The sequence below is a fragment of the Janthinobacterium sp. PLB04 genome (assembly GCF_021165895.1).
In the GTDB taxonomy this organism is placed as follows: domain Bacteria; phylum Pseudomonadota; class Gammaproteobacteria; order Burkholderiales; family Burkholderiaceae_D; genus Janthinobacterium; species Janthinobacterium lividum.
Genome location: NZ_CP088968.1, coordinates 5,309,644 through 5,333,494, shown reverse-complemented (window position 1 = coordinate 5,333,494; position 23,851 = coordinate 5,309,644). Strand labels below are relative to the sequence as shown.

The window sequence follows — 23,851 nt, the reverse complement described above, 5'->3', positions numbered from 1 at the left end:
GGTTTGCTGCTCTTTGGGAATCAAATTAGACAAACGAATCCTCGCCTTTTCCGCCTAAGACAATCTGCCCCTCGTCCGCCAGGCGGCGCACGATCTGCAGGATCTGTTTCTGCTGCGATTCCACTTCCGACAGGCGCACGGGGCCTTTCGACTCCAGGTCTTCGCGCATCATCTCGCCCGCGCGCTGCGACATGTTCTTGAAGATCTTGTCGCGCAGCTCTTGCGAGGCGCCTTTCAGGGCGATGATCAGCATTTCCGACTGCACTTCGCGCAGCAGCAGCTGGATGCCGCGGTCGTCGATATCGATCACGTTGTCGAACACGAACATTTCATCCATGATCTTTTGCGCCATGTCGTTGTCGTAGTTCTTGATATTGTCCATGACGGAGCCTTCCTGCTCACCGCTCATGAAGTTCAGGATCTCTGCCGCCGCGCGCACGCCGCCCAGCGACGATTTCTTGATGTTTTCGTTACCGGACAGCAGTTTCGTCAGCACGTCGTTGAGTTCGCGCAAGGCGGCCGGCTGTACGCCGTCCAGGGTGGCGATGCGCAAGACCACGTCGTTGCGCAGGCGGTCCGTGAAGTGGCCGAGGATTTCGCAAGCCTGGTCGCGTTCCAGGTGGACGAGGATGGTGGCGATGATCTGCGGGTGTTCGTTGCGGATCAGCTCGGACACGGATTGCGAATCCATCCACTTCAGCGATTCGATGCCGGACGCATCCTTGCCGCCCAGGATGCGCGACAGCAGCACGGACGCCTTGTCGTCGCCCAGCGCCTTGGTGAGGACTTGGCGGATGTATTCGTCCGAATCGAGGCCGACGGTGGAATTGAGTTCCGTCTGCGCGCGGAAGTCGTCGAGCACCTCGACCACCTGCTCGTGTGCGATGCCCTTCATGGTGGCCATGGCGGCGCCCAGTTTCAGCACTTCGCGCGGGCCGAGGAATTTCATGACCTCGGCCGCTTCGCTCTCGCCCAGTGCCAGCATCAGGATCGATGCTTTTTGCAGTCCCGTTGTCTCAGTCATTATTGCCTATCCATGCTTTGATTACGTTGGCCACCACGCGCGGGTCTTCCTGCGCCAGTTTCCTGGCCATCGCCAGGTTTTCGCGATAACCGCGGGCCGTATCTTCTTCCAGTTCTTCCAGCTCCGCTTCGCTGAGCAGGACTTCGTTTTCTTCGCCGTCCTTGGCCAGTTCCGGCTCGATGACGGGCGGCGGCGCGCCGAAATCGTCGATCTTGCGCATCACGGGGCGCAGCATCGGACGCACGATCTTGATGAAGATATACAGCAGAATCAGGGCCGTGATGAGGAATTTCGCCAGTTCCTTGGCCAGCGGCAAGTTGGCGGGGTCGCGCCACCACTCCAGCTTGCCTTCCGGCGCGCGGTCGATGCCGTCGAAGGGTGAGTTGGCCACGCTGAAACTGTCGCCGCGTTCCTTGTTGTAGCCCATCGCTTCCTTCACCAGATTATTGATCTGGACCATTTCGGCAGGGGAAATCGGCTTGACCGTGACCTTGCCATCCTTGTCGAAGGTGCGGCGGTAATTGACGACGACGGCGACCGACAGGCGGCGCAGGCCGCCCATGGATTTCTGTTCGTAGCGCACGGTCTTGTCAACTTCGTAATTCGTCGTCGATTCCTTCTGTGTCGGTGCTGTCGGCGCGCCACCCGGGGCGCCAGGCGCCTCGGCCGTCAGCGGAGCCGTCGCCACGCCTGGCGGCTGGTTCGACAGCGCGCCCGGCACGCCGGACGGGTTGGCATTGCCGGCGCCCGTCGATTCGCTCGTCTGCTGGCTGCGGATGGTGGACGCTTCCGGCGGCGAATTCGGCTTGTAGGTTTCGGCCGCCTGCTCGCTTTGCGAGAAATCCACGTCGGCCGTCGCTTCGGCGCGCACATTGCCTTCGCCGACGATGGGCAGCAGGATCGATTCGACTTGCTTGATCACGCTTTGCTGCAACTGCTGCACGTACTTTAATTGGTTCGGGTCCAGGCTCTTGATGCCGTTGGCGCGGTCCTTGTCCTTTTCCTGGTTCGACAGCAGGGTGCCGGCCTGGTCGACCACGGTGACATTGATTGGCAGCAATTCCGGTACGCTGGACGCCACCAGGTGCACGATGGCGCTCACCTGCAGCTGGTCGAGGCCGCGGCCCGGGTGCAGGTTCAGCAGCACGGAAGCCGTCGGTTTTTGCTGTTCGCGCACGAAGACGGACGGTTTCGGCAGGGCCAGGTGGACGCGCGCCGTATCGACGGCGGACACCGATTCGATCGATTTCGCCAGTTCGCCTTCCAGCGCGCGCTGGAAATTGACCTGTTCCAGGAATTGCGACACGCCCAGTTTCTGGTTTTCCATCAACTCGAAGCCCACGTTGCCGCCCTTCGGCAAGCCTTGCGCGGCCAGTTTCAGACGCGCATCGTGGACTTGTTCGGATGGCACGAGAATGGCGCCGCCGCCTTCGGAAAACTTGTGCTTGATGCCCAGTTGGTCCAGCGACGCGGTGATCGCGCCGCCGTCGCGGTCCGTGTAATTGGAAAACAGGACTTTGTATTCGGGCGGCTGGTTCCACATGTACAGGGCCACGCCGATGGCGATCAATGCCGCCACGCCCAGGCCGCGCAGGAAATTCTTGCCCATCGGCGTCTTGGCGAAGGCTTGCACGGATTCCACGGGCGAGCGGGCAGGCGCCGGTTCAGGCGGTATGCGGTTTACATCGATTTCTTCGGCTACAGCCATGATTGCCTTCCAGGGCGTGTGGTTTGACGGGTATTCGGTGCTGCGTGGGGGCCGCTTCCTCAGGAGGAGGGGGCGATATGCAGAATTATCCGCCACTGTCACGCGCTTCAATCGTCCAAATAGAAGGCGCTTTTGCCGCCTGCTCGGCCGAGCGGCTGGCGTTGGCGCTGGTATTGTGGAACCCTGGCAACATGTGACGGAAGTTATTGTACCCGTCGTTGCCTGGCAAGCCAGGGTTTTGTTCTCTGGGTGCAACAGGCAAGGAACAGTTATGCAGCAGACCAGAATCGGGAGGCAAAGTGAAAACAGGCGGTATCGATAGCAGCAGGATCGAGGCGATGATCGCGCAACTGAAGTCGGCGGCCACGCGGCCGGAGGCGAAAATACCGGCGATCCAGACCGAGATGCCGGCAGCGAAGGTGAATTTTGCCGATGCCTTCAAGAGCGCGCTGGACTCCGTGAGCGGCGCGCAAAAGGCCTCGTCGGCGCTGGGCCAGCGCTTTACCATGGGCGATGAAAAGGTCAGCCTGTCGGACGTGATGGTGTCGATGCAAAAGTCGAGCATCGAATTCCAGGCGACGGTGCAGGTGCGCAATAAGTTAGTCTCGGCATATCATGAGATCATGAACATGCAGGTGTAAACGTCGCACCAAAGCTACTGCGCGGCGCCCTTTGCGGCCTGCGATGCTCGCTGTACTTCAGTACAGCTGTGCGTCTCGGCCGCAAATCATCGCCGCTCGCTACGCTTTGGCGGGACGTTTTGTGGCCTTCAATTCTTCCTTAACCCAACCCCGCCATGCGCGCATTACGTTCACGCTCCAGTCGCGTGATATAGCGCTGCACGTGCGCCAGCATGCTGCGTGGCAGGTCGACGAACTGGCAGCCCAGGCGGCGGTTCAGCTTGTTGTTCAGCAGGGTCATGTCCAGCGAATTGCGAATTTGCAAAGTCGCGGTGACGATGCCGACGTCGGGCAGGTCGATGCGGCAGCCCGGATAGTCCCTGCCGATGGTCTCGCCCAGCATCAGTTTATTGTCGAGGATGGCGATGCCGCCGCAGCTGATGTCGGCCAGCGGGAACAGGGTGTCGGCGCCGCCCAGCGATGGCGGCAGGGGAATCGCCACGCGCACGGGATTGCTCACGGGCGTCGTCATGCGGTAATACTCGCGCCGCTGCAAGCGGATCAGCGTTTCTGGAATGGCAATTTTCAAGGCGGGCGTGCCGCCATAATTGCACTCTTCCACCAGGGCGCTGGCAAACAGGATGCGGATCTTGTCGAGCGAGGTTTCAAACGAGATGCCAGTGGCGGCCACCATGCGCCGGTTCTGGTCGGCGTTTACGGAACGGTCGAGGATGACGGTATCGCGTTCCGCATCGACTTCCAGGATGGAGGTGACGCACACATCGGATTCACCGTGGATCAGCATGCGGATCAGCTGGTTCTTTTCGCTGATGCTGCGCAGCAAGGCGATGATTTCCCGCCGCGATTCCACTTCAAAATCATGCCAGTTTTCGAGGCCGGAATCCATAATATGTGCTTGCATTGATGCCTGTCTATGTATCGGTGAGGTTGACGCTGGTGTCGGGCGGCGGCGGGATCGGCCCGCCATTCGCAGATTCAATATGATATAACCAGGCCAGCAGTTCCGCAATCGCCCGATACAGGCCGGGCGGAATCTGGCGGTCCAGGTCGACATCCATCAACAGCGCCACCAATTCCTTCGATTCATGCACGAAGACGCCGTGTTCGCGCGCCGTGCTGATGATCTGGTCCGCGATCAGGCCGCTGCCCTTGGCCACCACCTTGGGTGCCGGCGTGCCGCTCTGGTAGGCCAGCGCGACGGCCGTCTGCGGCACCTTGCGCCTGGTGTCGTCAAGCATCATCTGCTTCCGCTGGCTCGGCAGCGTCCGGCTTGCCGGCGATCGTCAGCGACGACAGTGGCCATCCCGCCGCGTCGAGCGACGCTTCCAGCCGCGCCGCATGCTGGCGCAAGGTGTCGGCGCTGCCTTCGCTGCCCGCTTGCAGCTGGATGGCCACGCGGCCGCCCTGCAAGACCACGTGCGCGGCCAGATCGCCCAGCAGGGGAAACTGGAAGCGCACATTGCTGCGCCAAGCAGTCGCTTCCTCGTCGCCATCGCGGCCATCGTGCTGCTGTCCTTCCGGCGCATCCTTGCTGATATCCCACTGCATCTTCTGGCCGGGCCAGGCTTCGCCCTGCCACTGCACGCGCGCCTGTTCGTGCGTATGCAGCTGTAAATTGATCAGTTGTGCCGAGGCCAGGTCGGTACCCGTTCTGGCCATGTCGCCCTGTGCCGCCTTCTGCATTTGCGGCTCCAGCAGCAGCGACGCCAGCGGCCGCTTGCCTTCGGCCCATTCGGCCACATGCGATTCATAGAACAGGCCACTGCTGCCGACCGCGTCGCGCAGGTTATGGGCTACCTGGGCCGGAGCGGCGCCCGGCGTGGCCATCAGCGGCGTCTTGCCGACCAGGGACAGGGGCGCGCCGGGCACGCTTTCGGCCTGGCTGAGCACGCTGCTGATGGCGCGCGCGGTAGTGCTCAGCTCGGGAGCAGGCGTGTCGCCGGCGAGGGCGGGCAGTAGATTGGCTGGCGTCAGAGGGGCACGGCTGAGCAGGGTGGCGGCCGTGCTGCTGGCGCGCGTGCCCGCCTGGGCGGCGCCGGCCTGGGGACCACGCGTTTCGGCCGCGTCCGGCTCTGCCTCCGCGTCCGCATACGTCAGCAAGGCGCTGGCGGGCTGGTCGCGGTTATTGCCGATCTGAAAAGAGGGGCGGGGATTGATGCCGATCAAGGTCAGAGGGATTTCCGTACCCGGCTGGGCGCCGGCAGGCAGCTGCATGCGGGCGGGAGTGCCGGCCACGCGCACGAGGAAGCTGCCGTCGCCCATGCGGGCCAGTACTTGTCCCTGCATGGATTTGCCGATGAGTCCCTGCAGCGAGCGCTGGAACTCGGCCTGGCGCGGGTCGGCGACGGCATCGGCCACCCGCGTGGCCTTGACCGGGGTCAAGGGCGTCATGCCGATCGCATCCATCTTCGGCAACATGGCGCCCCCGTGTGCGCTTACGCGCCGTAGGCGTTGGCCAGGCGCCGTTCAGTGCCGGTGCTGTTGATCAGCTTGGACAATTGCGCCATCCATGGCATGGTCAGGTCGCGGATCTTGCGGTCGTCTTCCAGGATCTGCTTGATCAGGGCAACCTTGCGCTGGCGGCCAGCACTTTCCAGCACGACTTTTTCTTCATTCGCCTTCAGCGTGGCCACATGCGCGCTGATGCGCTGTTCCAGCGCTTCGAGTTCGTCCCAGTCGGCGTTGGTGGCGGCGGTTACCATCTGGCCCGTCAGGGTCTGCATGGCTTCGTAGGTGGTCAGGACTTCTTGATTGGTCATCATGGGTCAGGCGCTCGCAAGGCTGGGCATACGTTTCAAATCGGCACCGGGAATGGCGGCGGGGGTGGCGCCGATGGCGTTCCAGGTTTCGCGCAGGTCGGTCAGCAGGCGCTGCACTTCTTCCAGCAGGGTAACATCGTTGTTCAGGTTGGCCGTCAGCAGGCGCGCGCTCATGTACTCATACAGGGCGTCGAGGCCTTCGGCGATCTGGCCGCCCGCTTCCTTGTCCAGACTGGCGCGCAAGCCATTGTCGATGATCTGGATGGCTTTCGAGATGGACTTGCCTTTTTCCGGCACATTGCCCGATTTCATGTGCATCTGCGCGCTGAGCACAGCCACCAGGGCGCCGTCGTATAGCATCACGATCAGCTTGTGCGGCGAGGCCGAGACGATGCCCGTCTCCAGGCCGACCTTGGCATAGGCGTTGACGCCGCGTTGTTGGGTTCCAAACATGTAATTCTCCTGATGATAGCGCTTAGCGGTTGGCGGCGATCGCGGCCAGCTGCTGGGTCAAATAGGTTTGGGTGGTCGCCAATTTGCTCAGCGTCACGTCCAGGCGTGAATACTGGGCGCGATAGCGCGCCTCGATATCGTTCAGCTTGTCCGAGAAGCGCTGGCGTTGCTCCGCCACCTGTGTGATGCTATCGTTTATGCCCTTGCTGCGGCTGGTAATCATGCCGCCCGTGCCAAGAAAGGACGTGGCCAGATTGTTCAACTGGTAAGCGTAGCCTTGGGAAAAACTGATATTGCCGCGTGCACCGATGGTGCCGCCGGTAATTTCCACTTTCAAACCTTCCGCTGGCGAGCCTGCGGCACCAGTCAGGCTCTGGCCGGAACCGACCACCGGTTGTCCGCCGATCGTGCCGGCCACGTCGGTGCCGACGGTTGGCGTGGCACCACCGAACAGGCCGTCGATGGGAGTACCCGTGCCGTTGGAAATGGCGATATTGGAGACGGAACCATAGCGGGCTGATGCAACGCTGAGCTTGCCAGTGCCATCGATTGTGGCAGCCACCGAGGAGCCTGTATCGGAAAACGCCTTGATGCCATTGATCGACGATTGAATCAGACTGGCCAGCTGCGTGGGGGTATAGCTGCCCGCAGGAATGATGACCTTTGCCGTATTTTTCGCCACCGCCGGCGTGCTGTCATTCAGGGTTACGTTCCATACGGTGTCGCTGCCAATGACGGTGTTGGCGGGCAGGGCGGTATTGCCTTTCAGCGTCCCCTGGCTGGCCATGGTCGTCACGTTCAGTGCGTAGGTGCCTGGCTTGGTGGCCGAGGTAGAACTGGTAAAGGACACCGTGCTGTCAGTGGTTTTGCCGAGGGCTGCGAACAGGCCTGCCACATCGGAAAAGTTTTCGCCGATAGCCTTGTCCAGCTTGGTGGTATCCAGGCTCAGGCTACCATCTTTTTGAAACGAAATACCAACCTGGCTAAGGGCCGTCAGGTTGCCTGTCAGTCCAGTAATTGATGCACCCATCTGTTTGCGCAGCTGACTCTGGATGGACAGGGCAGTGGAATCTCCCAGCAGCAAGCCAGCTGCCTTGGTATCGGGATCGTACGATGTCAGTTTCGCCATCGCCGTATTCAACTCGTTGTATGCCTTGATGAAGGTGTTGATACTTGTCTTGACGGTAGAAATATCTTTTGATACAGACAGGTTGGTCGAACCGATTTTCGCCACGTTGATGGTTACGCCCTCGATAGCACTGTCGATGCTGTTCGAGCTACTGGTGATGGGAATGCCATTGACGCTGAGCTGCGTATTTTGCGCAGCGCTGTTCTGCTTCAGGTTTTGTACGCCGGAAGGGTCATACGCCAGCAGGGATGTCAATGCACTGTCGGCTGGCTGGCCGTCGCTGCCGCTTAGCGTAACTTTCATCGCCGAGCTGGCGCCTGTCTTGGTCGACGCGAGCACCAGATGGAACGGCTTGTCCGTACCGTCCGACACGATGCTGGCCGTTACGCCCAGTCCGGCGTTGTTGATGGCGTCGCGAATGCCTTGCAGGGTATTGTTGCTCGAGTCGATCACAACCGAACCCGTGGACTGGTTGCCGTCCTGGGTAAAGTTGGTATTCATATAAGCACCGCCGGAGCCGGCTGTCAAACCTGCAGCGGCAGGGTTGCTGCCGCCGATCATGATGGGGCTGGCGTTGCTCGACGCCAGCGTGATCGAACCGGCGATGGTGATATTGGAACCGTCATTGACGGCGCCGGTCGCGAGCCCGATGCCGCCACGGGTATCGCCCGTGACGATTTCTTCAATGTTCAGATTCGAACCGTCGGCCCGCGTGAATTTCAGGGTGCCGTCCGCAGCCTTGCCGGTGACCGTGATATTGGCCGCAGCCAAGGCGTTCGAAACGGCATTTGGTCCTTCCAGTGTCGTGTCGAGGCTGCCAGCTGTCAGGCCGGCGCCTGCCGCGGTATTTTCACCTTGCGTGAAAATCTCGACGCCGCCGACAGACAGCGAGTAACTGCTGCCCGCGCCCGTACTGACATTGCCAAAGCCGCTGAACATGGTCGGGTCGGACGATACCGGCTGCGCCGTGGCCGTGACCCCGGTCGTGCTGCTCTTGGCATTGATCGCTTCGGCCAGCGCACGCGCACTTTTTGTGGTGGCATCGGTGGGGATGGCCGTGCCGTTGATGCTCAACGATCCATTGTTAATGCCCGTGAGCAAGGTATTGCCACCGAGCTTGGTACCGGCCAGGCCAAACGTACCGCCACCAACCGATCCAAGCTGGAAGGAAATAGTCGTTTTGGCACCGAGGCCGATATTCGACAGCTTGCTCGACATGCCACCCGTAGTCAGTGTCTGCGCCTGCGCCATCTGACTGACGTTGATGTTGTAACTGCCGGCGACGGCCTTGGCCCCCGCCGTTGCCGTCAGGATCAATGGATCGGTCGGCGTGGCCGACACGGCCCGGAAGTTATCCGTCTTGCTCAGGGAGGAAAGCGAATTCTGGAAGGTGCTGATCGTGCCGCTCAGGGTGCCGAGCGCGCTCAGCTTTGCCTGGTACGAGGCGGTTTTCTTGTCGTAGGTGCCCAGTGGCACAGCTTCCGCCGCCATCAGCTTCTCGATGATGGCATTCACATCCAGCGTGCTGTTGCCGATGCCTGGAGAGGATAAGGTTGGTGTGATGGCCACTACATGCTCCTAGGAAAACACTAATATAAGCTGTTATCGGCAGAATCGATCAGGACTTGAGAGGGGGATTTACCGCGCTGTTTTCAATTCGGGAAAGAAAGCGGCAGGAGGTATGTGGAAACTTGTTGTTGGCGCAATGAAAATACGGGGTCCGATATGCTGCTTATCGGACCCTGGTGCCGTGTGGATGCTGGTGATACTGTGCGGCGTATATGGGCAGAAGCTCATCCCTCAGGCACTTTGGCTGATCAGGGAACCTTTGGCCGAGTCGAAGGCCTTGGCCAGCGCCAATGCTTCCTTAGTCGGGATTTGCCGCAAGACTTCCTTGGTTTCCTGGTCAATTACTTTGACCACTGTGCGCTGGCTATCTTCATCGACGGCAAATTCCAGGCCCTGGGTCTTGATCTGCGATGACTGGTTTAGTTCCGATACTGCCTGGTCCAGTTGCGCACGGCTGGGTTCCGGGTCATTTTTCTGTGCAGTTGCTACGCCAATGCTGCTGGCCGTTGCCGTGCGGGAGGGGGCAGTATCTGCCGGGGTGTAACTCTTGTCGATTCGGGACGCAGAGGCGGCCCCTATCGTCTCAATAGCCATGGTGTTCTCCTAGTGAAAATTCCCCTGCCGAAAAAAATCGGCAGGGGAACCTGAGTCCAGCGATGTCGTGAGGCTAATCGAAGATTAGCCGCGCAGCAGGCTCAGAACGCCGTTTGGCAGCGAGTTCGCTTGTGCCAACATCGCGGTACCAGCTTGTTGCAGGATCTGGCCGCGCGTCAGGCTGGCCGTTTCCGCAGCAAAGTCGGTATCGACGATGCGGCTGCGCGACGAGGACAGGTTTTCCGTGGTCGATTGCAGATTCGAAATCGCCGACGAGAAGCGCGATTGCAAAGCACCGTACTGGGCGCGTTGGCCGTTGACGCGGGCCAGGGCTGCATCAGCAACTTTCAGTGCTGATTGTGCACCATCAAACGTGGTGACGTCGATGTCAGCGACCGAGCTCAGTTTCGATACGCCGGTGGCGCCCGTGCCGGTAGCGAATGCGGAAGCATCGGTCACGGCGAAGCTGCTGTCCGAATCGTAGGTCACGTGGCCGTTGACGACTGCCGTAGCGGCAGCTGCCGTCGGTGTGACGCCGGCTACCACGGTGTTGTCCGAGTGCTTGTAGCTGCCGACGGCGAACGTTGTATTTGCAACCGTGCCGGAGTTGGCCAAGCTGATGTCCGCGCCGGTGGCATGGTTCAGTTTGATACCGCCGTTTTTCGAATCGTATTCGGCGGTGATGCCGGTTTTTGCCGATTGTGCGTTGAAGGCGTTGATACCCGCAGCGTAGTCCGATGCCGATTGACCTGCGCCAACCGAGAACGAGACGGTGACGGCGGTACCGTTGTCACCTTTGACGTCGATCGAATACGCTTCGCTCGAACCCAGTGCCAGGTTGGCTTCGGTGGAGGCCGTTGCCGTCACGCCAGTGCTGGAGGTCATTTTGTTCACGCCGGCAGCGATGCCTTTGGCCGTTTCCGTGGCGGCAGTAGTTTTGTAGGTTGCCGAACCGAGCGAGCCGGAAATCTTGATATCCTTGGTGGCGGCATCGGCATTGGTGGTGGCCTTGACTGCGGTCGAGTCGTTCGATACACGGTTGTTACCGTAGGTGTTCGTCAGGAAGTTCGCGCCACTGGCCGAAATCAGCTGATTCGCATCGGCGCCGACTTGGAAGTTGGCCGTACCCATGGTGCCGTCCAGCAGCGCCTGGCCGTTGAACGAGGTGGTTTGGGCGATACGGTTCAGTTCCGAGCTCAGTTGGCCAACTTCGGTTTGCAGCGCCTGACGGTCGCTCGACGAGTTGGTGGCGTTCGACGATTGCACGGCCAGTTCGCGGATACGTTGCAGGATGTCGCCCGAGCTCGACAGTGCGCCTTCGGCCGTTTGGGCCAGCGAGACGCCGTCGTTTGCATTGCGGGTTGCTTGGGTCATGCCGCGGATTTGCGACGTCATACGGTCGGAAATCGCCAGACCAGCAGCGTCATCCTTGGCACTGTTGATGCGCAAGCCGGAGGACAGGCGTTGCAGCGATGTGCTCAAGGCCGATTGCGAGGTCGACAGGTTGCGTTGCGAGTTCAGGGAAGCGATGTTGGTGTTAATTACTGCAGCCATGATAATTCTCCAGACAGGTACTACATTGCGCTATGTGCTAGTCACTTTGGCCTGCCCCGCTGTTCCGGGACAATCAAGCCGCTGTTGTTTAGGGTAACGGTTGCTCTGCGGGAAAATTTATGGCGAAAAGTGCTTTAAATTTTAATTTTTAGCCCTTCAGTTTGTCGCCGGCCGCGCGCTAGACGACATGATTTAAAGAAACTTGAGGGTGAAAATAGTTTTATTTTCATATCGCGCAGACGGTCGTAGCGGATTGCAGTGCAGACTAATGTTGTTATTTTTATTATGAAAAATGCCGTCCGGCCGGGTGGCGGGACGGCATGTGACGGAACGGGCAGGGTTCAGTCGTTCACATCTTGGCTTTAGCTGGGGAGGCGTAAGGCTACGCTGCCGAAAAGGTGATCAGGGCTGACGTGATACGGTGAACATATGGTTCGTGTCGGGCAAGCGAAAGCTTGCCATTAGCCAGTTGTTGTGTTCAGGATTTCTGCTTGCGTCGCAGGATAAAACCCATCAAGCCTAAACCTGCGAGGAACATGGCATAAGTTTCGGGTTCGGGAACCGCGGAAGTAAATGTCAGGGACAACTTTTGAGCACCTGAGGGGAAAATGGTGGCGTCAGTCCAGTTTTGTCCCTCGATGGCGGACTTCATCATGAATCCCACTGGCGTGCCATTCTGGTACGCCTTGTTCAGATATTCAGTCAGGTCGATGGGTTTATTTTGGTTTATATTGGTTGCTGTCTTTGCTACCAATCCTCCGATGGTTTTCGGAGCGGTATAGTAATTAAAGGATACCCAATTACCATCGGTCAGATACACCTCCATGCTACGGGAGGTTACCGGTGTCCATAAAAGTCCGGATGTCAGGGTGATGGAGGGATCGTAGGCGGGCAAAATAAATTTTTCATACAGACGGGTGTACCCACCGCCAAAGACAGCCCCAACGCCACCATTATCGTAGGTATTTGTGGTGCCGTTGTTGTAAAAAGTCGATAGATGCTTGCTGCTTGAAAGGGAAATTTCTTCGACCGCCGCCTGGGAGGCTGCCGGCATGATGGTAGCCATGAAGATGGCGAGCGCGATTACCTTGGTCGATGCTTTATTTTTAACGCTGTTAAGTAGATCTTTTTTCATGTGGCATGCTTTGAAGTGGTTGGCTTAATGAAATTATTGCTTTAAATGAAATTATTTTGGCGTGTTTAATCCTCCCGCATTGAAAAATGCGACTGCTATTTCATATTGTTAATTAAATTGTCAAAAAGCCGTAGTTTTTTTGCAATTTGTAGGGCGGTCGTGTTCTAGACAAGATCATCGAGATGCAGTGCGTTGCTGCGCACCGCATGGAACTCAGTCCGCCACCACCACCCGGTTCTTGCCCGTCTGCTTGGCCTGGTACATGGCGCGGTCGGCGCGCTTGACCAGCTCGGCCTGGTCTTCGTTGGGCAGGCGCAGGGCCACGCCGGCGGAAAAGGTGATCAAGACCTTTTCGTTGTCGTGCAGGAAGAAATGCCGGGTCAGCTCGCGCTGCAAGCGCGTCATCGTCGATGATGCCGCCTCGACCGTGGTTTCCGGCAGCAGGATGAGGAATTCCTCGCCGCCGAAGCGGGCGATGACGTCCATCGAGCGCAGGGTTTCCTTGACGATCTTCACTAGGTGTTTCAGCGCCGCATCGCCAGCCAGGTGGCCATACGTGTCGTTCAGGCGCTTGAAATCGTCCAGGTCCAGCATGGCGATGCACAGCGGCGTGCCGCGGCGGTCGGAGCGTGCCGTCTCGCGCTCGAACACGTCGTCCAGGCCACGGCGGTTCAGGCTGCCCGTCAGCTGGTCTTCCCGCACCAGTTCGCTCATATGCTGGAGCTTCGCTTCCAGCGTGTGGATGCGCTGTTCCGCATCCTGCACTTCCTGGCGCGCCAGCACCATCTTGTCGCGTGCGCGCAAGGCTTCGTTCTGCACCATGCGCGTTTCGCGCAAGACTTCGTCGAGAACGCTGTTCAGTTCGCTGATATTTTCCGCCTGGCTGATCTTTTCCGAATAGCCGCCGATCTTTTCATGGAAGTCGCCCGTGCTGGCCGCCACTTGCCCCAGGCGGTCGATGAAGGTCATCATCATGTTCTTGACCGTCAGCTTGACGTCGGACAGGCTGTGCTTGAGCTGGCCTTGCTTGTAGATGACTTCCTTCAGGCTGCGCGTGGCGTCTTCCAGCGCGCGCTGGTCGAGCGGGCCGGCGATCAGGTTTTGCACGGCATCGACCTGGCCGCGCAGCCAGCTGTCGTCGTCGAGCAACTGGCTGACGTTATCGAGCAGCAACTTGAACAGGCGCAGCAGCAATTCCTGCTGTTCGGCCGTGTCGCCGCTTTTCAATTCGATCTGGTAGCACAGCTGTTTCAGGCGCAGGGCCGCTTCGTTCAGCGCTTCTTCCGTGTGGGCCAGCTTGATGGCCGCGCCCAGCGATTCGGCTTCTTCCACCAGCGCGGGCGTTCCCGTCAGCAAGGTGGCGACGGCAAAGCCCAGGGTGCGGCTGAGCAATTCGCGCAGGGTGCGCGTCTGTTCGCCGTCCGGCAGGGGCGGCAATTCGATGCCGCCGCCTTTCTTGACCTGTTTTTCCGCCAGTTGTGCCAGGGTGCGCGCATAGCTGTCCCAGTCGCGCGCTTTCAGGGCGCGCTGGAAACGCCTGCCAAAGTCGCCCAGTTCGCCCGTCGATTCGCTCATCTTGGCGGCAAACTGCGTCAGGACGTTTTCCGCGCCACTTTCCACATTGGCGCTGGCGGCCAACACGGCGGCGGGCGCGCCGGGCGTCTCCGCCGGTTCGCTGATGCCGGCGATTTCATTGTAGATATCGCGGTAGGCGCTCGGCGTGGGGGCGATGCGGCGGGTGGCCAGGCGGCGAAACGCTTCGCGGGCGATATCGGCCGGGTTCATCGCCGCAGCGGCGGCAGTACTCGTGGCGCCAGCGGGAGCGCTTGCTGGTGAAGAGGGCAATTTACTGGACATGTAGGCACAGCCTTTTTAGATATTTCTCATTATCCTCATGATATGCGAGTTGGCAAAGAACTTATTGTGCGAGAAGCAAGGAGAAGTCCTGTCAATTCGCCCGATGCCAGCATGCATGCCGCTTTGCCATCAATCCACCAGCTGGTTGCGGATGGCGTAATGTGTCAGTTCGGCACTGTTCTTGAGTTTCATCTTGACCAGCAGGCGGGCGCGGTATTCGCTGACGGTTTTCACGGACAATTTCAGCTCTTCGGCGATGGCGCCCACGGCCTTGCCCGAGGCGATCATGACCAGGGTCTGGTATTCGCGGTCCGACAGGGTATCGTGCAAGGCCGTTTCGTGGTCTTCGCCCACCGTGTTGGCCAGTTCCTGCGCAAGTGAGGCGCTGATGTATTTCAAGCCCTGCGCCACCTGGCGGATGGCCGTGACCAGTTCGCGCGGCGCGCTCTGTTTCGTCAGGTAGCCGGCCGCGCCCGCCTTGAGCGAACGGATGGCGTACTGGTCCTCGCGGTGCATGGAAAGCATCAGCACGGCCAGTTCCGGCTTTTCCTTCTTGATCTGCTTGAGCACCTCGATACCGCTGCGGTCGGGCAGGGAGATGTCGAGCAGCAACACCTGGCATTTCGAGCCGCGGAACAGTTTGATGGCGTCGTGGCCATTTTCAGCCTCGCCGGCCACGATGATGTCCTTGGTATCGGCGAGGATTTGTTTCAAGCCCTCGCGCACGATCGCGTGATCGTCGGCGATGAATACCCGGATGGTGGCTTTTTCTTTCATGACTGCGTTGTTTCCTATCTAATTCACCCACTGGCCGCTTCTGGTGGCGGCCCGCTGTGCGCGGGCGCACTGGCTGCAGCCGCTATTATCGCCTCTCGCGGCGTGGTCAGCCGGATTTTTATGCTCAGGATGGTGCCGCCGTCCGGCCCGTCCATCAGGCTCAGGGTGCCGCCCAGCGCGCTGGCGCGCTCGGCCATGCCGCGGATGCCGAACGATTGCGGCTTGGCGCGGTCGGACAGGCGCATGCCGACGCCATTGTCGGCGATGGTCAGGCGCAGATGCTGGCGCTGCCGGGCCAGGCGCACGCTGACCTTGCTCGCCTGCGCATGCTTGGCGATATTCGTCAGCGCTTCCTGGGCGATGCGGAACAGGCTGGTCGCCTGGTCCAGTTCCAGTTCGATGTGCTGGCGGTTCGACATGAACTGGCATTCGATGCCGGCCTGGCGCGCGAATTCCTTCACTTGCCAATCCAGCGCGGCGACCAGGCCCAGGTCCAGCATGGAGGGGCGCAAGTCCAGCGAAATGCGGTGCACGGCGTCGATGCTGCGGTCGACCAGGGCATCGACATAGTCGGCCTTTTCCTGCAGCAGCGGGTCGTCCGGCGGCAGGCGGCGCGCCAGCATGGCCAGCGCCATCTTGATCGCCGTCAGATTGCCGCCCAGGTCATCGTGCAGTTCGCGCGCCAGGCGCGTGCGTTCGTGTTCCTTGACCTTGTCGATATGCGCAGTCAGCTCGGCCAGGCGGGCGCGCGACTGGCGCACTTCGATCTGTTCCAGCCGGCTTTCCGTGATATTCGTCATGATGCCTTCCCACTGCACCGTGCCGTCGGCCAGCGCGCGCGGCGTGGAGCGCAGGTTGATCCATTTGACGTCTTTCCAGGCATCGATCCAGATGCGGCCTTCCCAGTTCCAGCTCCACAAGGCGTTTTTTGAGGCCTGCATCGATTCCAGATACGAGGCGCGGTCGTCGGCCAGTATCAATTGATAGAACAGTTCCGGACGCGCATGCAGCTGTGCCGGCCCCAGGCCCAGCAGGGCCTGGCAACCGTCGCTCAGGTAGGCGAAGGATGCACGGCCATCCGCATGCAGGCAGAACTGGTACACGAGGCCAGGCGTATTCGAGACGATGGCGTTGAAGCGTGACTGCACCTGCGCCAGGGCGGCCGCCGTCGCCTGCGGCGTGTGCAAGTCTTCGCCCTCGGCCAGGAGCAGGGCGCGTCCCTGGCGGCTGGCGCGCGACAGTTGCAGGCTGAGCGAATACAGGCTGCCATCGCGGCGGCGCTGCTGTACATGCAGCCGGGCTTGCGCGCCGATGCTGTCGTCCAGGGCCGCCAGCACGGCGGCCAAGTGCTGCGCGTCAAGCTGCGGCGCCAGCGTGAACGGCGTCATCGCCAGCAATTCCTGGCGCGTGTACTGCAAGTTGTCGCAGGCGGCGTCGTTGGCATCGAGCAATTGCAAGCTGGCAGAGTCGTACAGGTAGATTTCCGGCGCCGCCGCGCGCATGGCGGGGGCCAGCTGGAGAGTGTCGTGCATGGAGTCGTCTTTCTTCATCAGCGGCGGGCGCGCCAGAAGGCGGCGAAGCGGCGCAGCACCCTGGCTGGGCGGGAATTATGCCGGCCTGGCGTGCCTTTGCGCAAGCGTTGCCACCAAGCACGGCGGGCGCGGCCCAGCGTGGCCGACAGGCGGCTGATCCTGCGCCACGGACGCGTGGCGCGCAGGCGGGCGATCCAGCGGTCCTTGGTTTCCATGAACAGGCCATGCCAGCGCGCAAACCACGGCAAGGTCAGGAGAGTGGGACGCGTCAGGCTGTACAGGCGGGCCACGGCGGCCGCGCCACCCAGCTTGGCAATGACGATCACGCCGATGCCGGAAAACGCATGGCCGCGCGCGATCGCCAGCAGGGCCAGCAGCTTGACGGGAAACAGCAGTACGGCCGGCAGCACGAAGATGGCCAGCGCCCAGTACGGCGGCAGGCGCCTGATCCACGCTTCCAGTGCATGCAGGGGCGGAAATTGCGCCACCACCTGCATGATGCGCGCCCCGGTCGCCCACAGCCATTCCTCGATCAGCAGGAAGATGGCGGCCAGGTAGACCAGTGGGGCGAACAGCCAGCGCCTGACTCTGTAGAATTTTTTCATCCGTCTCCGTGTGCGGCGCAGGTTTGCCGCGATTGCCACGATGATACGTCAAAAAAGCCCGTCTGCCCCCGCATCCCGTGTGCCTGCGGGTCCCTGGCAGGGCTACAATAGGCAGATGAATAAAGCCTTTGTAAAAGAATCCGACAACGACGACGATGAAGAAGCGGCCGCGCTGGCGCTGGCCATTCCCGCCGGCGCCAAGAACTACATCACGCCGGCCGGTTACCAGCGCATCAAGGATGAGCTGCTGCAGCTGATCGACGTCGACCGTCCGGAAGTCGTGCGCATCGTCCATTGGGCGGCGTCGAATGGCGACCGTTCGGAAAATGGCGACTATATCTACGGCAAGCGGCGCCTGCGCGAAATCGATCGCCGCATCCGCTTCCTGACGAAACGCATGGACCTGGCCGCCATCGTCGACCCCAGCGTGCACCATGGCAACGATCAGGTGTTTTTCGGCGCCACGGTAACTTACCGCACCAGCGACGGCGAAACGCACACGATCACCATCGTCGGCATCGATGAATTCGACCCCCTGAACGGCAAGATCAGCTGGATCTCGCCCATGGCCCGCACCATCACCAAGGCGCGCGAAGGCGACGTAATCACCCTCACCACACCGCTGGGCGAGCAGGAACTGGAGTTGCTGGAAGTGACGTATCCGGCGCCTGGGGAGACTTGAATTGATGTGTTCCGCATGAAAAAACGGCTGGGCAGAGAATCTGGCCAGCCGTTTTCTAGTTGCGTTCGCGCAATATCCTATTGACCCCGGCTACCCGGCGCACATTGCGCAGCAGGGCGGCCAGGTGGACCCTGTCCTTGACTTGCACGGTGAAGCGCAGCTGGTCGAGGACGTTGTCCTTGTCTTCGTCCATACCGACATAGATGATGTTGGCGTCGGACTCGCCGATTTCGGCGGCCACGCGGGCGAGGATGCCCCGTTCGCTGTTGATCAGCACCTTGATGCGGCAGTCGAAGCGACGGTTCAGTTCGGTTCCCCAGCGCACGGCGATCCAGCGGTCCGGTTCCTTGGCGCGCTGGCGCTTCGCTTGCGAGCAGTCGCTCGTGTGTACCAGCAGCCCCTGGTCGCGGCGCAGCTGGCCGATAATCTGGTCGCCCGGGATCGGCAGGCAGCATGGCGCCAGTTGTACTGAAACGCCTTCGCTGCCGCAGATGGTGACGGGGTCGAGCTCGCTGCCGCTATTGTGTTCCACCGGCATGCTGGCCGCTTCGCCGCCGATCAGGCCGAAGATATGGCGCGCCACCAGGGTGGCCATGCGCTTGCCGATGCCGATGTCCGCGTACAACTCGTCCATGGAATTGGCGCTCGATTCGTTGAGCAGGCGTTCGATCAATGGCGTCGGCAGGTCGGCGTCGATGTTCAGGGTGTGCAGCGCCTGTGACAGCAATTGCTGGCCCAGGGCGATCGATTCAGGCAGGTTGATCGTGCGCAAATGGTGGCGGATGGCCGAACGGGCCTTGCCTGTACGCACGAATGACAGCCAGGTCGGGCTGGGGCGCGACGAGGAATCGGTGATGATCTCGACAATGTCGCCATTGTGCAACTCGGTGCGCAGGGGCGAGGTTTCGTTGTTGATCTTGACGGCCACGGTCTGGTCGCCGATGCCCGTATGGATCGAGTAGGCGAAGTCGATGGCCGTGGCGCCGCGCGGCAGGGCGATGATTTTCGACTTCGGCGTAAATACGTAGACGGAATCGGGGAACAGGTCGACCTTGACGTGTTCGAGGAATTCGGCCGAGTCGCCCGTCTGCTGCTGAATGTCGAGCAAGGATTGCAGCCACGCATGGGTGCGCTGCTGCAGATCGGACGGGTTCGATTCGCCGCTCTTGTACAGCCAATGCGCCGCTACGCCGGATTCGGCCGTGCGGTGCATTTCCTGGGTGCGGATCTGGAATTCGACGGGCGTGCCGTAGGGACCGATGACGGTCGTGTGCAGCGACTGGTAGCCGTTCAGTTTGCGGATCGCGATGTAATCCTTGAACTTACCCGGCATGGGCTTGTACAGGCTGTGCAGGGTGCCCAGGGTCACGTAACAGTCGGCAAAGCTGCCGACCACCACGCGGAAGCCGTACACGTCCAGCACTTGCGAGAACGACAAATGCTTGCTGCGCATCTTCTTATAGATGTCGTACAGGGTCTTTTCGCGGCCCGTGACGTCGGCCTCGAGCTCGGCCATGGACAGGGTGCTTTTCACCGCTTCCATGATCTTGTTGACCACTTCGCGCCGGTTGCCGCGCGCCGCCTTGACGGCTTTCGCCAAGGTGCGGTAGCGCATCGGGTAAAGGTGCGAGAACGACAGGTCCTGCAGTTCGTGGTAGATATTGTTCAGGCCGAGGCGGTGCGCGATCGGCACGTACACTTCCATGGTCTCGCTGGCGATGCGGCGCTTTTTTGCCGCCGTCATGAAATCCAGCGTGCGCATATTGTGCAGGCGGTCGGCCAGCTTGATCAGGATCACGCGCACGTCGGACGCCATGGCCAGCAGCATCTTGCGGAAGTTTTCCGCCTGCGCTTCGATCTGGCTCTGGAATTCGATCTTTTCCAGCTTCGACAGGCCGTCGACCAGGTGCGCCACGGGTGCGCCGAAGCGCTCGATCAATTCATCCTTCTTGACGTCCTGGTCTTCCATCACGTCATGCAGCAGGGCGGCCATGATGGCTTGCGCGTCGAGCTTCCAGTCGGCGCAGATTTCGGCGACGGCGATCGGATGCGAGATATACGGCTCGCCCGAGCGACGCATCTGGCCCAGGTGCATTTCGTCGGAGAAGCGGTAGGCTTCCTTGACTTTTTTCAGGTCGGCAGGGGAAAGGTATTCGGCCAGTTTGTCGGCCAGGTGGCTGACGGAGGCCACGCCCAAGGCGGGCGCTGGCGGTGCAGCGGGGGTGTTGCTGCCGGACGTGCCGGTGCCGGGCGCGGAAGCGCCCTGCGATTTTGCCGCCTGGCGCGAGGCCAGGGACGGCAGTGCTGCGGAAGTCGTGTCGGCTGGGGTCAGACTCATAAAACGTCGCGTTGCTTCACAGTGTGAATAAAGGATACGGTAGAACCAGGGGTCAGCACTGTTCCGGCACGCGGCTTCCCACTACATCGGGACCTTTTTCAGCATTTCGATGCCGACTTTACCGGCAGCGATTTCACGCAGTGCGACAACGGTAGGCTTGTCCTTGGCTTCCACCTTTGGGGTGTGGCCTTGCAACAACTGACGTGCGCGATAAGTCGCAGCCAGGGTCAGCTGAAAACGGTTAGGGATCTGCTTCAGGCAATCTTCGATTGTGATACGGGCCATAGTAACTCCTAAATTTTTATGCGTGGTGCGGGGCGCTGTATGAACTGGCGTGCAGACTAATTACTCTGCGTGCAGGCCCAGCTGGGCGAATAGCGATGCGTTGCGGGCCGCTTGTTGCGCAAACCGGCAACGGGCCGCTCTCACGATCGCGCTCAGTTCGGACAAAGCGACCGTAAACTCTTCATTGATAATAACATACTCGAACTCGGGAGCGTGTGCGATTTCGCCGCCAGCCGCCAGCAGGCGGCGCGTGATCACGTGCGGCTCGTCCTGGCCGCGCTTGTTCAAGCGTTCTTCCAGCGCATCGATCGATGGCGGCAGGATGAAAATGCCGGCCGCGCGGGGGAATTGCTTGCGCACCTGGCGCGCGCCTTGCCAGTCGATTTCCAGCAGGATGTCGGTGCCGGCGGCCATTTGCTGTTCCACCATGATGCGCGAGGTGCCGTAGTAATTGCCATGGACTTCCGCCCATTCCAGGAATTCGCCCTGGTCGGCACGCGCGACAAAGTCTTCCGCCGTCGTGAAATAGTACTCGCGGCCGTGCTGCTCGCCCGGACGGGGGGCGCGCGTGGTGGTCGAGATCGACAATTTGATGCCGGGCTCTTGCGCCAGCAATGCATTGACCAGTGTCGATTTGCCGGCGCCCGATGGCGCGGCGACCACGAACAGGCTGCCGGAGAAGGCGGTAGGGTGGCTCATGCGGATCTTTCCATATGCGTGTGATGGCGGCGTTTGCGCTTGCACGGGCGCCGCCCAATCCGGTATTTTACCAAGAGGCAAGGCGGTGAGCCAGCCCCCGCTGGCGACATGGTAAAAAATCAAGCTGGCCGGGGCGTTTCAGCGGGGCAGCCGTCCCAGCGTGATTTCGCCCGTGTTCAGGATGATGGCCCGGCCATTCACATCTGTACAGTCGCGGTTGCTGATGCGCACGACCGTGCTGTCGACCGACACTTCCGCGCCCAGGCTGCTGCGCGAGCAGATGCGGTAGGAGGCGGCATCGGCGCCCGTGTAGATGGATGCGCCGCGCTCCTTGAGGGTGAAACAGCCGGCCGTGCAGCTTTCGATCGCATATGGCGACGGCAACTGCGCCGTTTGCGCCTGCGCTCCGGCTGCCAGCAGCGCCAGCAAGGCGGCGAATGTCCCTGTGCGTGGCGTGGCCATGGCTTACTCCAGGTTCTGCACTTGTTCGCGCATCTGCTCGATCAGCAGCTTCAAGTCCATCGAGGCGTCGGCCAGTTCCTTGACGGACGCCTTGGCACCCAGCGTATTGGCTTCGCGATTGAGTTCCTGCATCATGAAGTCGAGGCGCTTGCCTACTTGCCCGCCCTTGGTGAGGATGTGGCGCGTTTCGCCCAGGTGGGCCGACAGGCGTGCCAGTTCTTCCGACACGTCGATGCGGATGCCGTACAGGATGACTTCCTGGCGGATGCGTTCCATGGCGTCTTGGCGCGACAGGGCAGAATTCGAGCCCTGGCTGGCCAGGCCCAGCGCATCCTGCATGCGTTCGATGGCTTTTTGCTGGAAGGCCGCCACCACTTGCGGTATCAATGGCGTGATGCGCTTGACGATGGCTTCCATCGCTTCGATGCGCGACACCAGCACCGCTTCGAGCGCCGCGCCTTCGCGCTTGCGGCTGTCGACGAAGGCCGCCACGGTGCGTTTGGTCAGCGCGCCCACGTCCGCCTGCAAGGACTCCTGCCCCACTTGCGCTTCTTCGATGATGCCAGGCCAGCGCAACAGTTCGGCCACCGTCATGACGGGGGCGGAGACAAAATGCTGGCCTACTTCGTTTTGCAGGCGCGCCAGTTCGGCCAGCAGGGGCAGGTTCAGGGCCTGCGTGCCTGCCGTCGCGGCCTTGCGGCCAAAGCTCAGGCGTACCTCGACTTTGCCGCGCGTGATGGCGGACATGACAGCGGCGCGCAAGTCTGGCTCCAGGGCCCGCAGATCGTCGTTGATCCGGAATTGCAGGTCGAGAAAGCGCGAGTTGACGCTCTTGATTTCAATTGTCAGTGTGCCTGCAGCACCTTCGCTGGTGGCAACCGCGTAGCCTGTCATGCTTGAAATGCTCAAAGGATTCCCCGATTTGATCTTGTATACAGTCACTTATACACTTAATCAGCCAGCGCAGGCAATACCGCCCGCGCCGCAAAACAGGACCGAAGAGCACGATGGCCTGAAAATTGCTGAATAGTGTGCGTTTTACGGCATTGTAAAGAAAATTGTGTTTGGCGGGGCAGGATTGTAGGGATCATGTGTGCGCCGCCTGCCATTGCGTCTTGCGCTGTTGCATGACTGCAAATAGACGGGCGCGCGGTGGTAAAATCGCTGCCGCAACCCCAATCACACAGGACATCCCATGACATTTGAATCCCGCCCGAGCGGCCGCGCCGTCGACGCGCTGCGCGCCATCCGCATCACCCGCCAGTACACCAAGCATGCCGAAGGCTCGGTGCTGATCGAGTGCGGCGACACCAAGGTCATCTGCACCGCCAGCATCGAAGACAAGGTGCCGGGTTTCCTGAAAGGCAAGGGCCAGGGCTGGTTGACGGCCGAGTACGGCATGCTGCCACGCTCGACGCACACGCGCATGGACCGCGAAGCGGCGCGCGGCAAGCAGTCCGGCCGCACGCAGGAAATCCAGCGCCTGATCGGCCGCTCGCTGCGCGCCGCCTTTGATTTGCAGGCGTTCGGCGAACGCACCCTGCACCTCGATTGCGACGTCATCCAGGCCGATGGCGGCACCCGCACGGCCTCGATCACGGGCGCCATGGTGGCCGCGTATGACGCGTTTTCCCAGTTGCAGGCACGCGGCGCGATTGCCGCCATTCCCGTGAAAAGCTTTGTGGCCGCGATCTCGGTAGGCGTCTACCAGGGCATGCCGGTGCTGGACCTGGACTACGTGGAAGACTCGGGCTGCGACACGGACATGAACGTGGTCATGACGGAAGCGGGCCACTTCATCGAAGTGCAGGGCACGGCCGAAGGCGCCGCGTTTGACCGCGCCGGCATGAACCGCCTGTTGGACCTGGCGCAGGGCGGCATCGCCGACCTGATCGCCCTGCAGAAGCAGGCATTGGGGATCTGATCTTTACATAGATTTACATCCGCTGGCCCGCCGCGCCGGGCAAAAAGCCCACAGCTGCCGCTTTTTGCGGCAGCTGTGGGCCAGGGTGAGGGGAGCGCAAAAGGTTTACAATGTCGGCACTTCA

The 23,851-nt window shown here is 60.9% G+C and carries 23 protein-coding genes; 3 read left to right on the top strand and 20 right to left on the bottom strand.

Annotation, left to right across the window (positions count from 1 at the left end; all coding sequences use genetic code 11):
• Positions 1–25 precede the first annotated feature (25 nt).
• A complete protein-coding gene (gene fliG, locus LSO07_RS23525; RefSeq protein WP_034787109.1) occupies positions 26–1,024 on the bottom strand; it encodes a flagellar motor switch protein FliG in 999 nt (332 codons plus the stop codon).
• Entirely contained in the window at positions 1,017–2,732 is a 1,716-nt protein-coding gene (gene fliF / locus LSO07_RS23520; protein ID WP_070281292.1) for a flagellar basal-body MS-ring/collar protein FliF, read from the bottom strand. The genes fliG and fliF overlap by 8 nt, the downstream gene beginning before the upstream one ends.
• Before the next feature lie 338 nt (positions 2,733–3,070).
• On the opposite strand from fliF, the gene fliE reads away from it, so the two are divergent.
• Positions 3,071–3,373, top strand: coding sequence for a flagellar hook-basal body complex protein FliE (fliE, locus tag LSO07_RS23515; RefSeq protein ID WP_230539976.1), 303 nt, complete (start codon positions 3,071–3,073; stop codon positions 3,371–3,373).
• Between the two features lie 139 nt (positions 3,374–3,512).
• Here the strand turns inward: fliE and LSO07_RS23510 are convergent, their stop codons facing one another.
• From LSO07_RS23510 to LSO07_RS23450, 13 genes are all read right to left on the bottom strand, one after another.
• The gene (locus tag LSO07_RS23510; protein WP_080753686.1) at positions 3,513–4,259 is read right to left on the bottom strand and encodes a flagellar brake protein; all 747 of its coding nucleotides are present in this window, start codon (positions 4,257–4,259) and stop codon (positions 3,513–3,515) included.
• 25 nt (positions 4,260–4,284) lie between these two features.
• Positions 4,285–4,611, bottom strand: coding sequence for an EscU/YscU/HrcU family type III secretion system export apparatus switch protein (locus LSO07_RS23505; RefSeq protein WP_034787205.1), 327 nt, complete (start codon positions 4,609–4,611; stop codon positions 4,285–4,287).
• Positions 4,604–5,791: a flagellar hook-length control protein FliK gene (gene fliK / locus LSO07_RS23500; RefSeq protein WP_151096705.1), complete on the bottom strand. Its 1,188-nt coding sequence runs from the start codon at positions 5,789–5,791 to the stop codon at positions 4,604–4,606. The genes LSO07_RS23505 and fliK overlap by 8 nt, the downstream gene beginning before the upstream one ends.
• Positions 5,792–5,808: 17 nt before the next feature.
• Positions 5,809–6,135: a flagellar protein FliT gene (locus tag LSO07_RS23495; RefSeq protein WP_070259351.1), complete on the bottom strand. Its 327-nt coding sequence runs from the start codon at positions 6,133–6,135 to the stop codon at positions 5,809–5,811.
• A gap of 3 nt (positions 6,136–6,138) precedes the next feature.
• Positions 6,139–6,585, bottom strand: a complete 447-nt coding sequence (fliS, locus tag LSO07_RS23490) for a flagellar export chaperone FliS (RefSeq protein WP_092608516.1) — start codon at positions 6,583–6,585, stop codon at positions 6,139–6,141.
• Between the two features lie 22 nt (positions 6,586–6,607).
• The gene (gene fliD / locus LSO07_RS23485; RefSeq protein WP_225317403.1) at positions 6,608–9,283 is read right to left on the bottom strand and encodes a flagellar filament capping protein FliD; all 2,676 of its coding nucleotides are present in this window, start codon (positions 9,281–9,283) and stop codon (positions 6,608–6,610) included.
• 231 nt (positions 9,284–9,514) lie between these two features.
• Complete coding sequence (locus tag LSO07_RS23480) at positions 9,515–9,877, bottom strand: flagellar protein FlaG (protein ID WP_151096704.1); 363 nt, start codon at positions 9,875–9,877, stop codon at positions 9,515–9,517.
• Between the two features lie 84 nt (positions 9,878–9,961).
• Positions 9,962–11,431, bottom strand: a complete 1,470-nt coding sequence (locus LSO07_RS23475) for a flagellin N-terminal helical domain-containing protein (protein WP_151096703.1) — start codon at positions 11,429–11,431, stop codon at positions 9,962–9,964.
• 478 nt (positions 11,432–11,909) lie between these two features.
• Complete coding sequence (locus LSO07_RS23470) at positions 11,910–12,566, bottom strand: PEP-CTERM sorting domain-containing protein (protein WP_225317402.1); 657 nt, start codon at positions 12,564–12,566, stop codon at positions 11,910–11,912.
• Positions 12,567–12,779: 213 nt separating this feature from the next.
• Entirely contained in the window at positions 12,780–14,351 is a 1,572-nt protein-coding gene (locus LSO07_RS23465) for a GGDEF domain-containing protein (protein WP_151097914.1), read from the bottom strand.
• Between the two features lie 201 nt (positions 14,352–14,552).
• Complete coding sequence (locus LSO07_RS23460; protein ID WP_034753998.1) at positions 14,553–15,200, bottom strand: response regulator; 648 nt, start codon at positions 15,198–15,200, stop codon at positions 14,553–14,555.
• Between the two features lie 23 nt (positions 15,201–15,223).
• Positions 15,224–16,732 carry a sensor histidine kinase gene (locus LSO07_RS23455; protein ID WP_225317401.1) on the bottom strand — a complete coding sequence of 503 codons (1,509 nt, stop codon included), beginning with the start codon at positions 16,730–16,732 and terminating at the stop codon, positions 15,224–15,226.
• Positions 16,733–16,749: 17 nt separating this feature from the next.
• A complete protein-coding gene (locus tag LSO07_RS23450; protein ID WP_070259339.1) occupies positions 16,750–17,337 on the bottom strand; it encodes a hypothetical protein in 588 nt (195 codons plus the stop codon).
• A 115-nt stretch (positions 17,338–17,452) separates the two neighbouring features.
• On the opposite strand from LSO07_RS23450, the gene greB reads away from it, so the two are divergent.
• Entirely contained in the window at positions 17,453–18,019 is a 567-nt protein-coding gene (gene greB, locus LSO07_RS23445; RefSeq protein ID WP_151096701.1) for a transcription elongation factor GreB, read from the top strand.
• 55 nt (positions 18,020–18,074) lie between these two features.
• On the opposite strand, the gene LSO07_RS23440 is transcribed toward greB, so the two are convergent.
• From LSO07_RS23440 to LSO07_RS23420, 5 genes are all read right to left on the bottom strand, one after another.
• Complete coding sequence (locus tag LSO07_RS23440) at positions 18,075–20,357, bottom strand: RelA/SpoT family protein (protein WP_151096700.1); 2,283 nt, start codon at positions 20,355–20,357, stop codon at positions 18,075–18,077.
• Between the two features lie 81 nt (positions 20,358–20,438).
• Positions 20,439–20,642 carry a DNA-directed RNA polymerase subunit omega gene (gene rpoZ, locus LSO07_RS23435; RefSeq protein WP_010400723.1) on the bottom strand — a complete coding sequence of 68 codons (204 nt, stop codon included), beginning with the start codon at positions 20,640–20,642 and terminating at the stop codon, positions 20,439–20,441.
• A gap of 60 nt (positions 20,643–20,702) precedes the next feature.
• Positions 20,703–21,341: a guanylate kinase gene (gene gmk, locus LSO07_RS23430; protein ID WP_080753685.1), complete on the bottom strand. Its 639-nt coding sequence runs from the start codon at positions 21,339–21,341 to the stop codon at positions 20,703–20,705.
• Between the two features lie 138 nt (positions 21,342–21,479).
• A complete protein-coding gene (locus LSO07_RS23425; RefSeq protein ID WP_099388811.1) occupies positions 21,480–21,803 on the bottom strand; it encodes a hypothetical protein in 324 nt (107 codons plus the stop codon).
• 3 nt (positions 21,804–21,806) lie between these two features.
• Positions 21,807–22,697, bottom strand: a complete 891-nt coding sequence (locus LSO07_RS23420; RefSeq protein WP_034787070.1) for a YicC/YloC family endoribonuclease — start codon at positions 22,695–22,697, stop codon at positions 21,807–21,809.
• 301 nt (positions 22,698–22,998) lie between these two features.
• Between LSO07_RS23420 and rph the strand changes: the two genes are divergently transcribed.
• On the top strand, positions 22,999–23,727 hold the full coding sequence (gene rph / locus LSO07_RS23415) for a ribonuclease PH (protein WP_034787067.1): 729 nt from the start codon (positions 22,999–23,001) through the stop codon (positions 23,725–23,727).
• Positions 23,728–23,851: the final 124 nt, after the last annotated feature.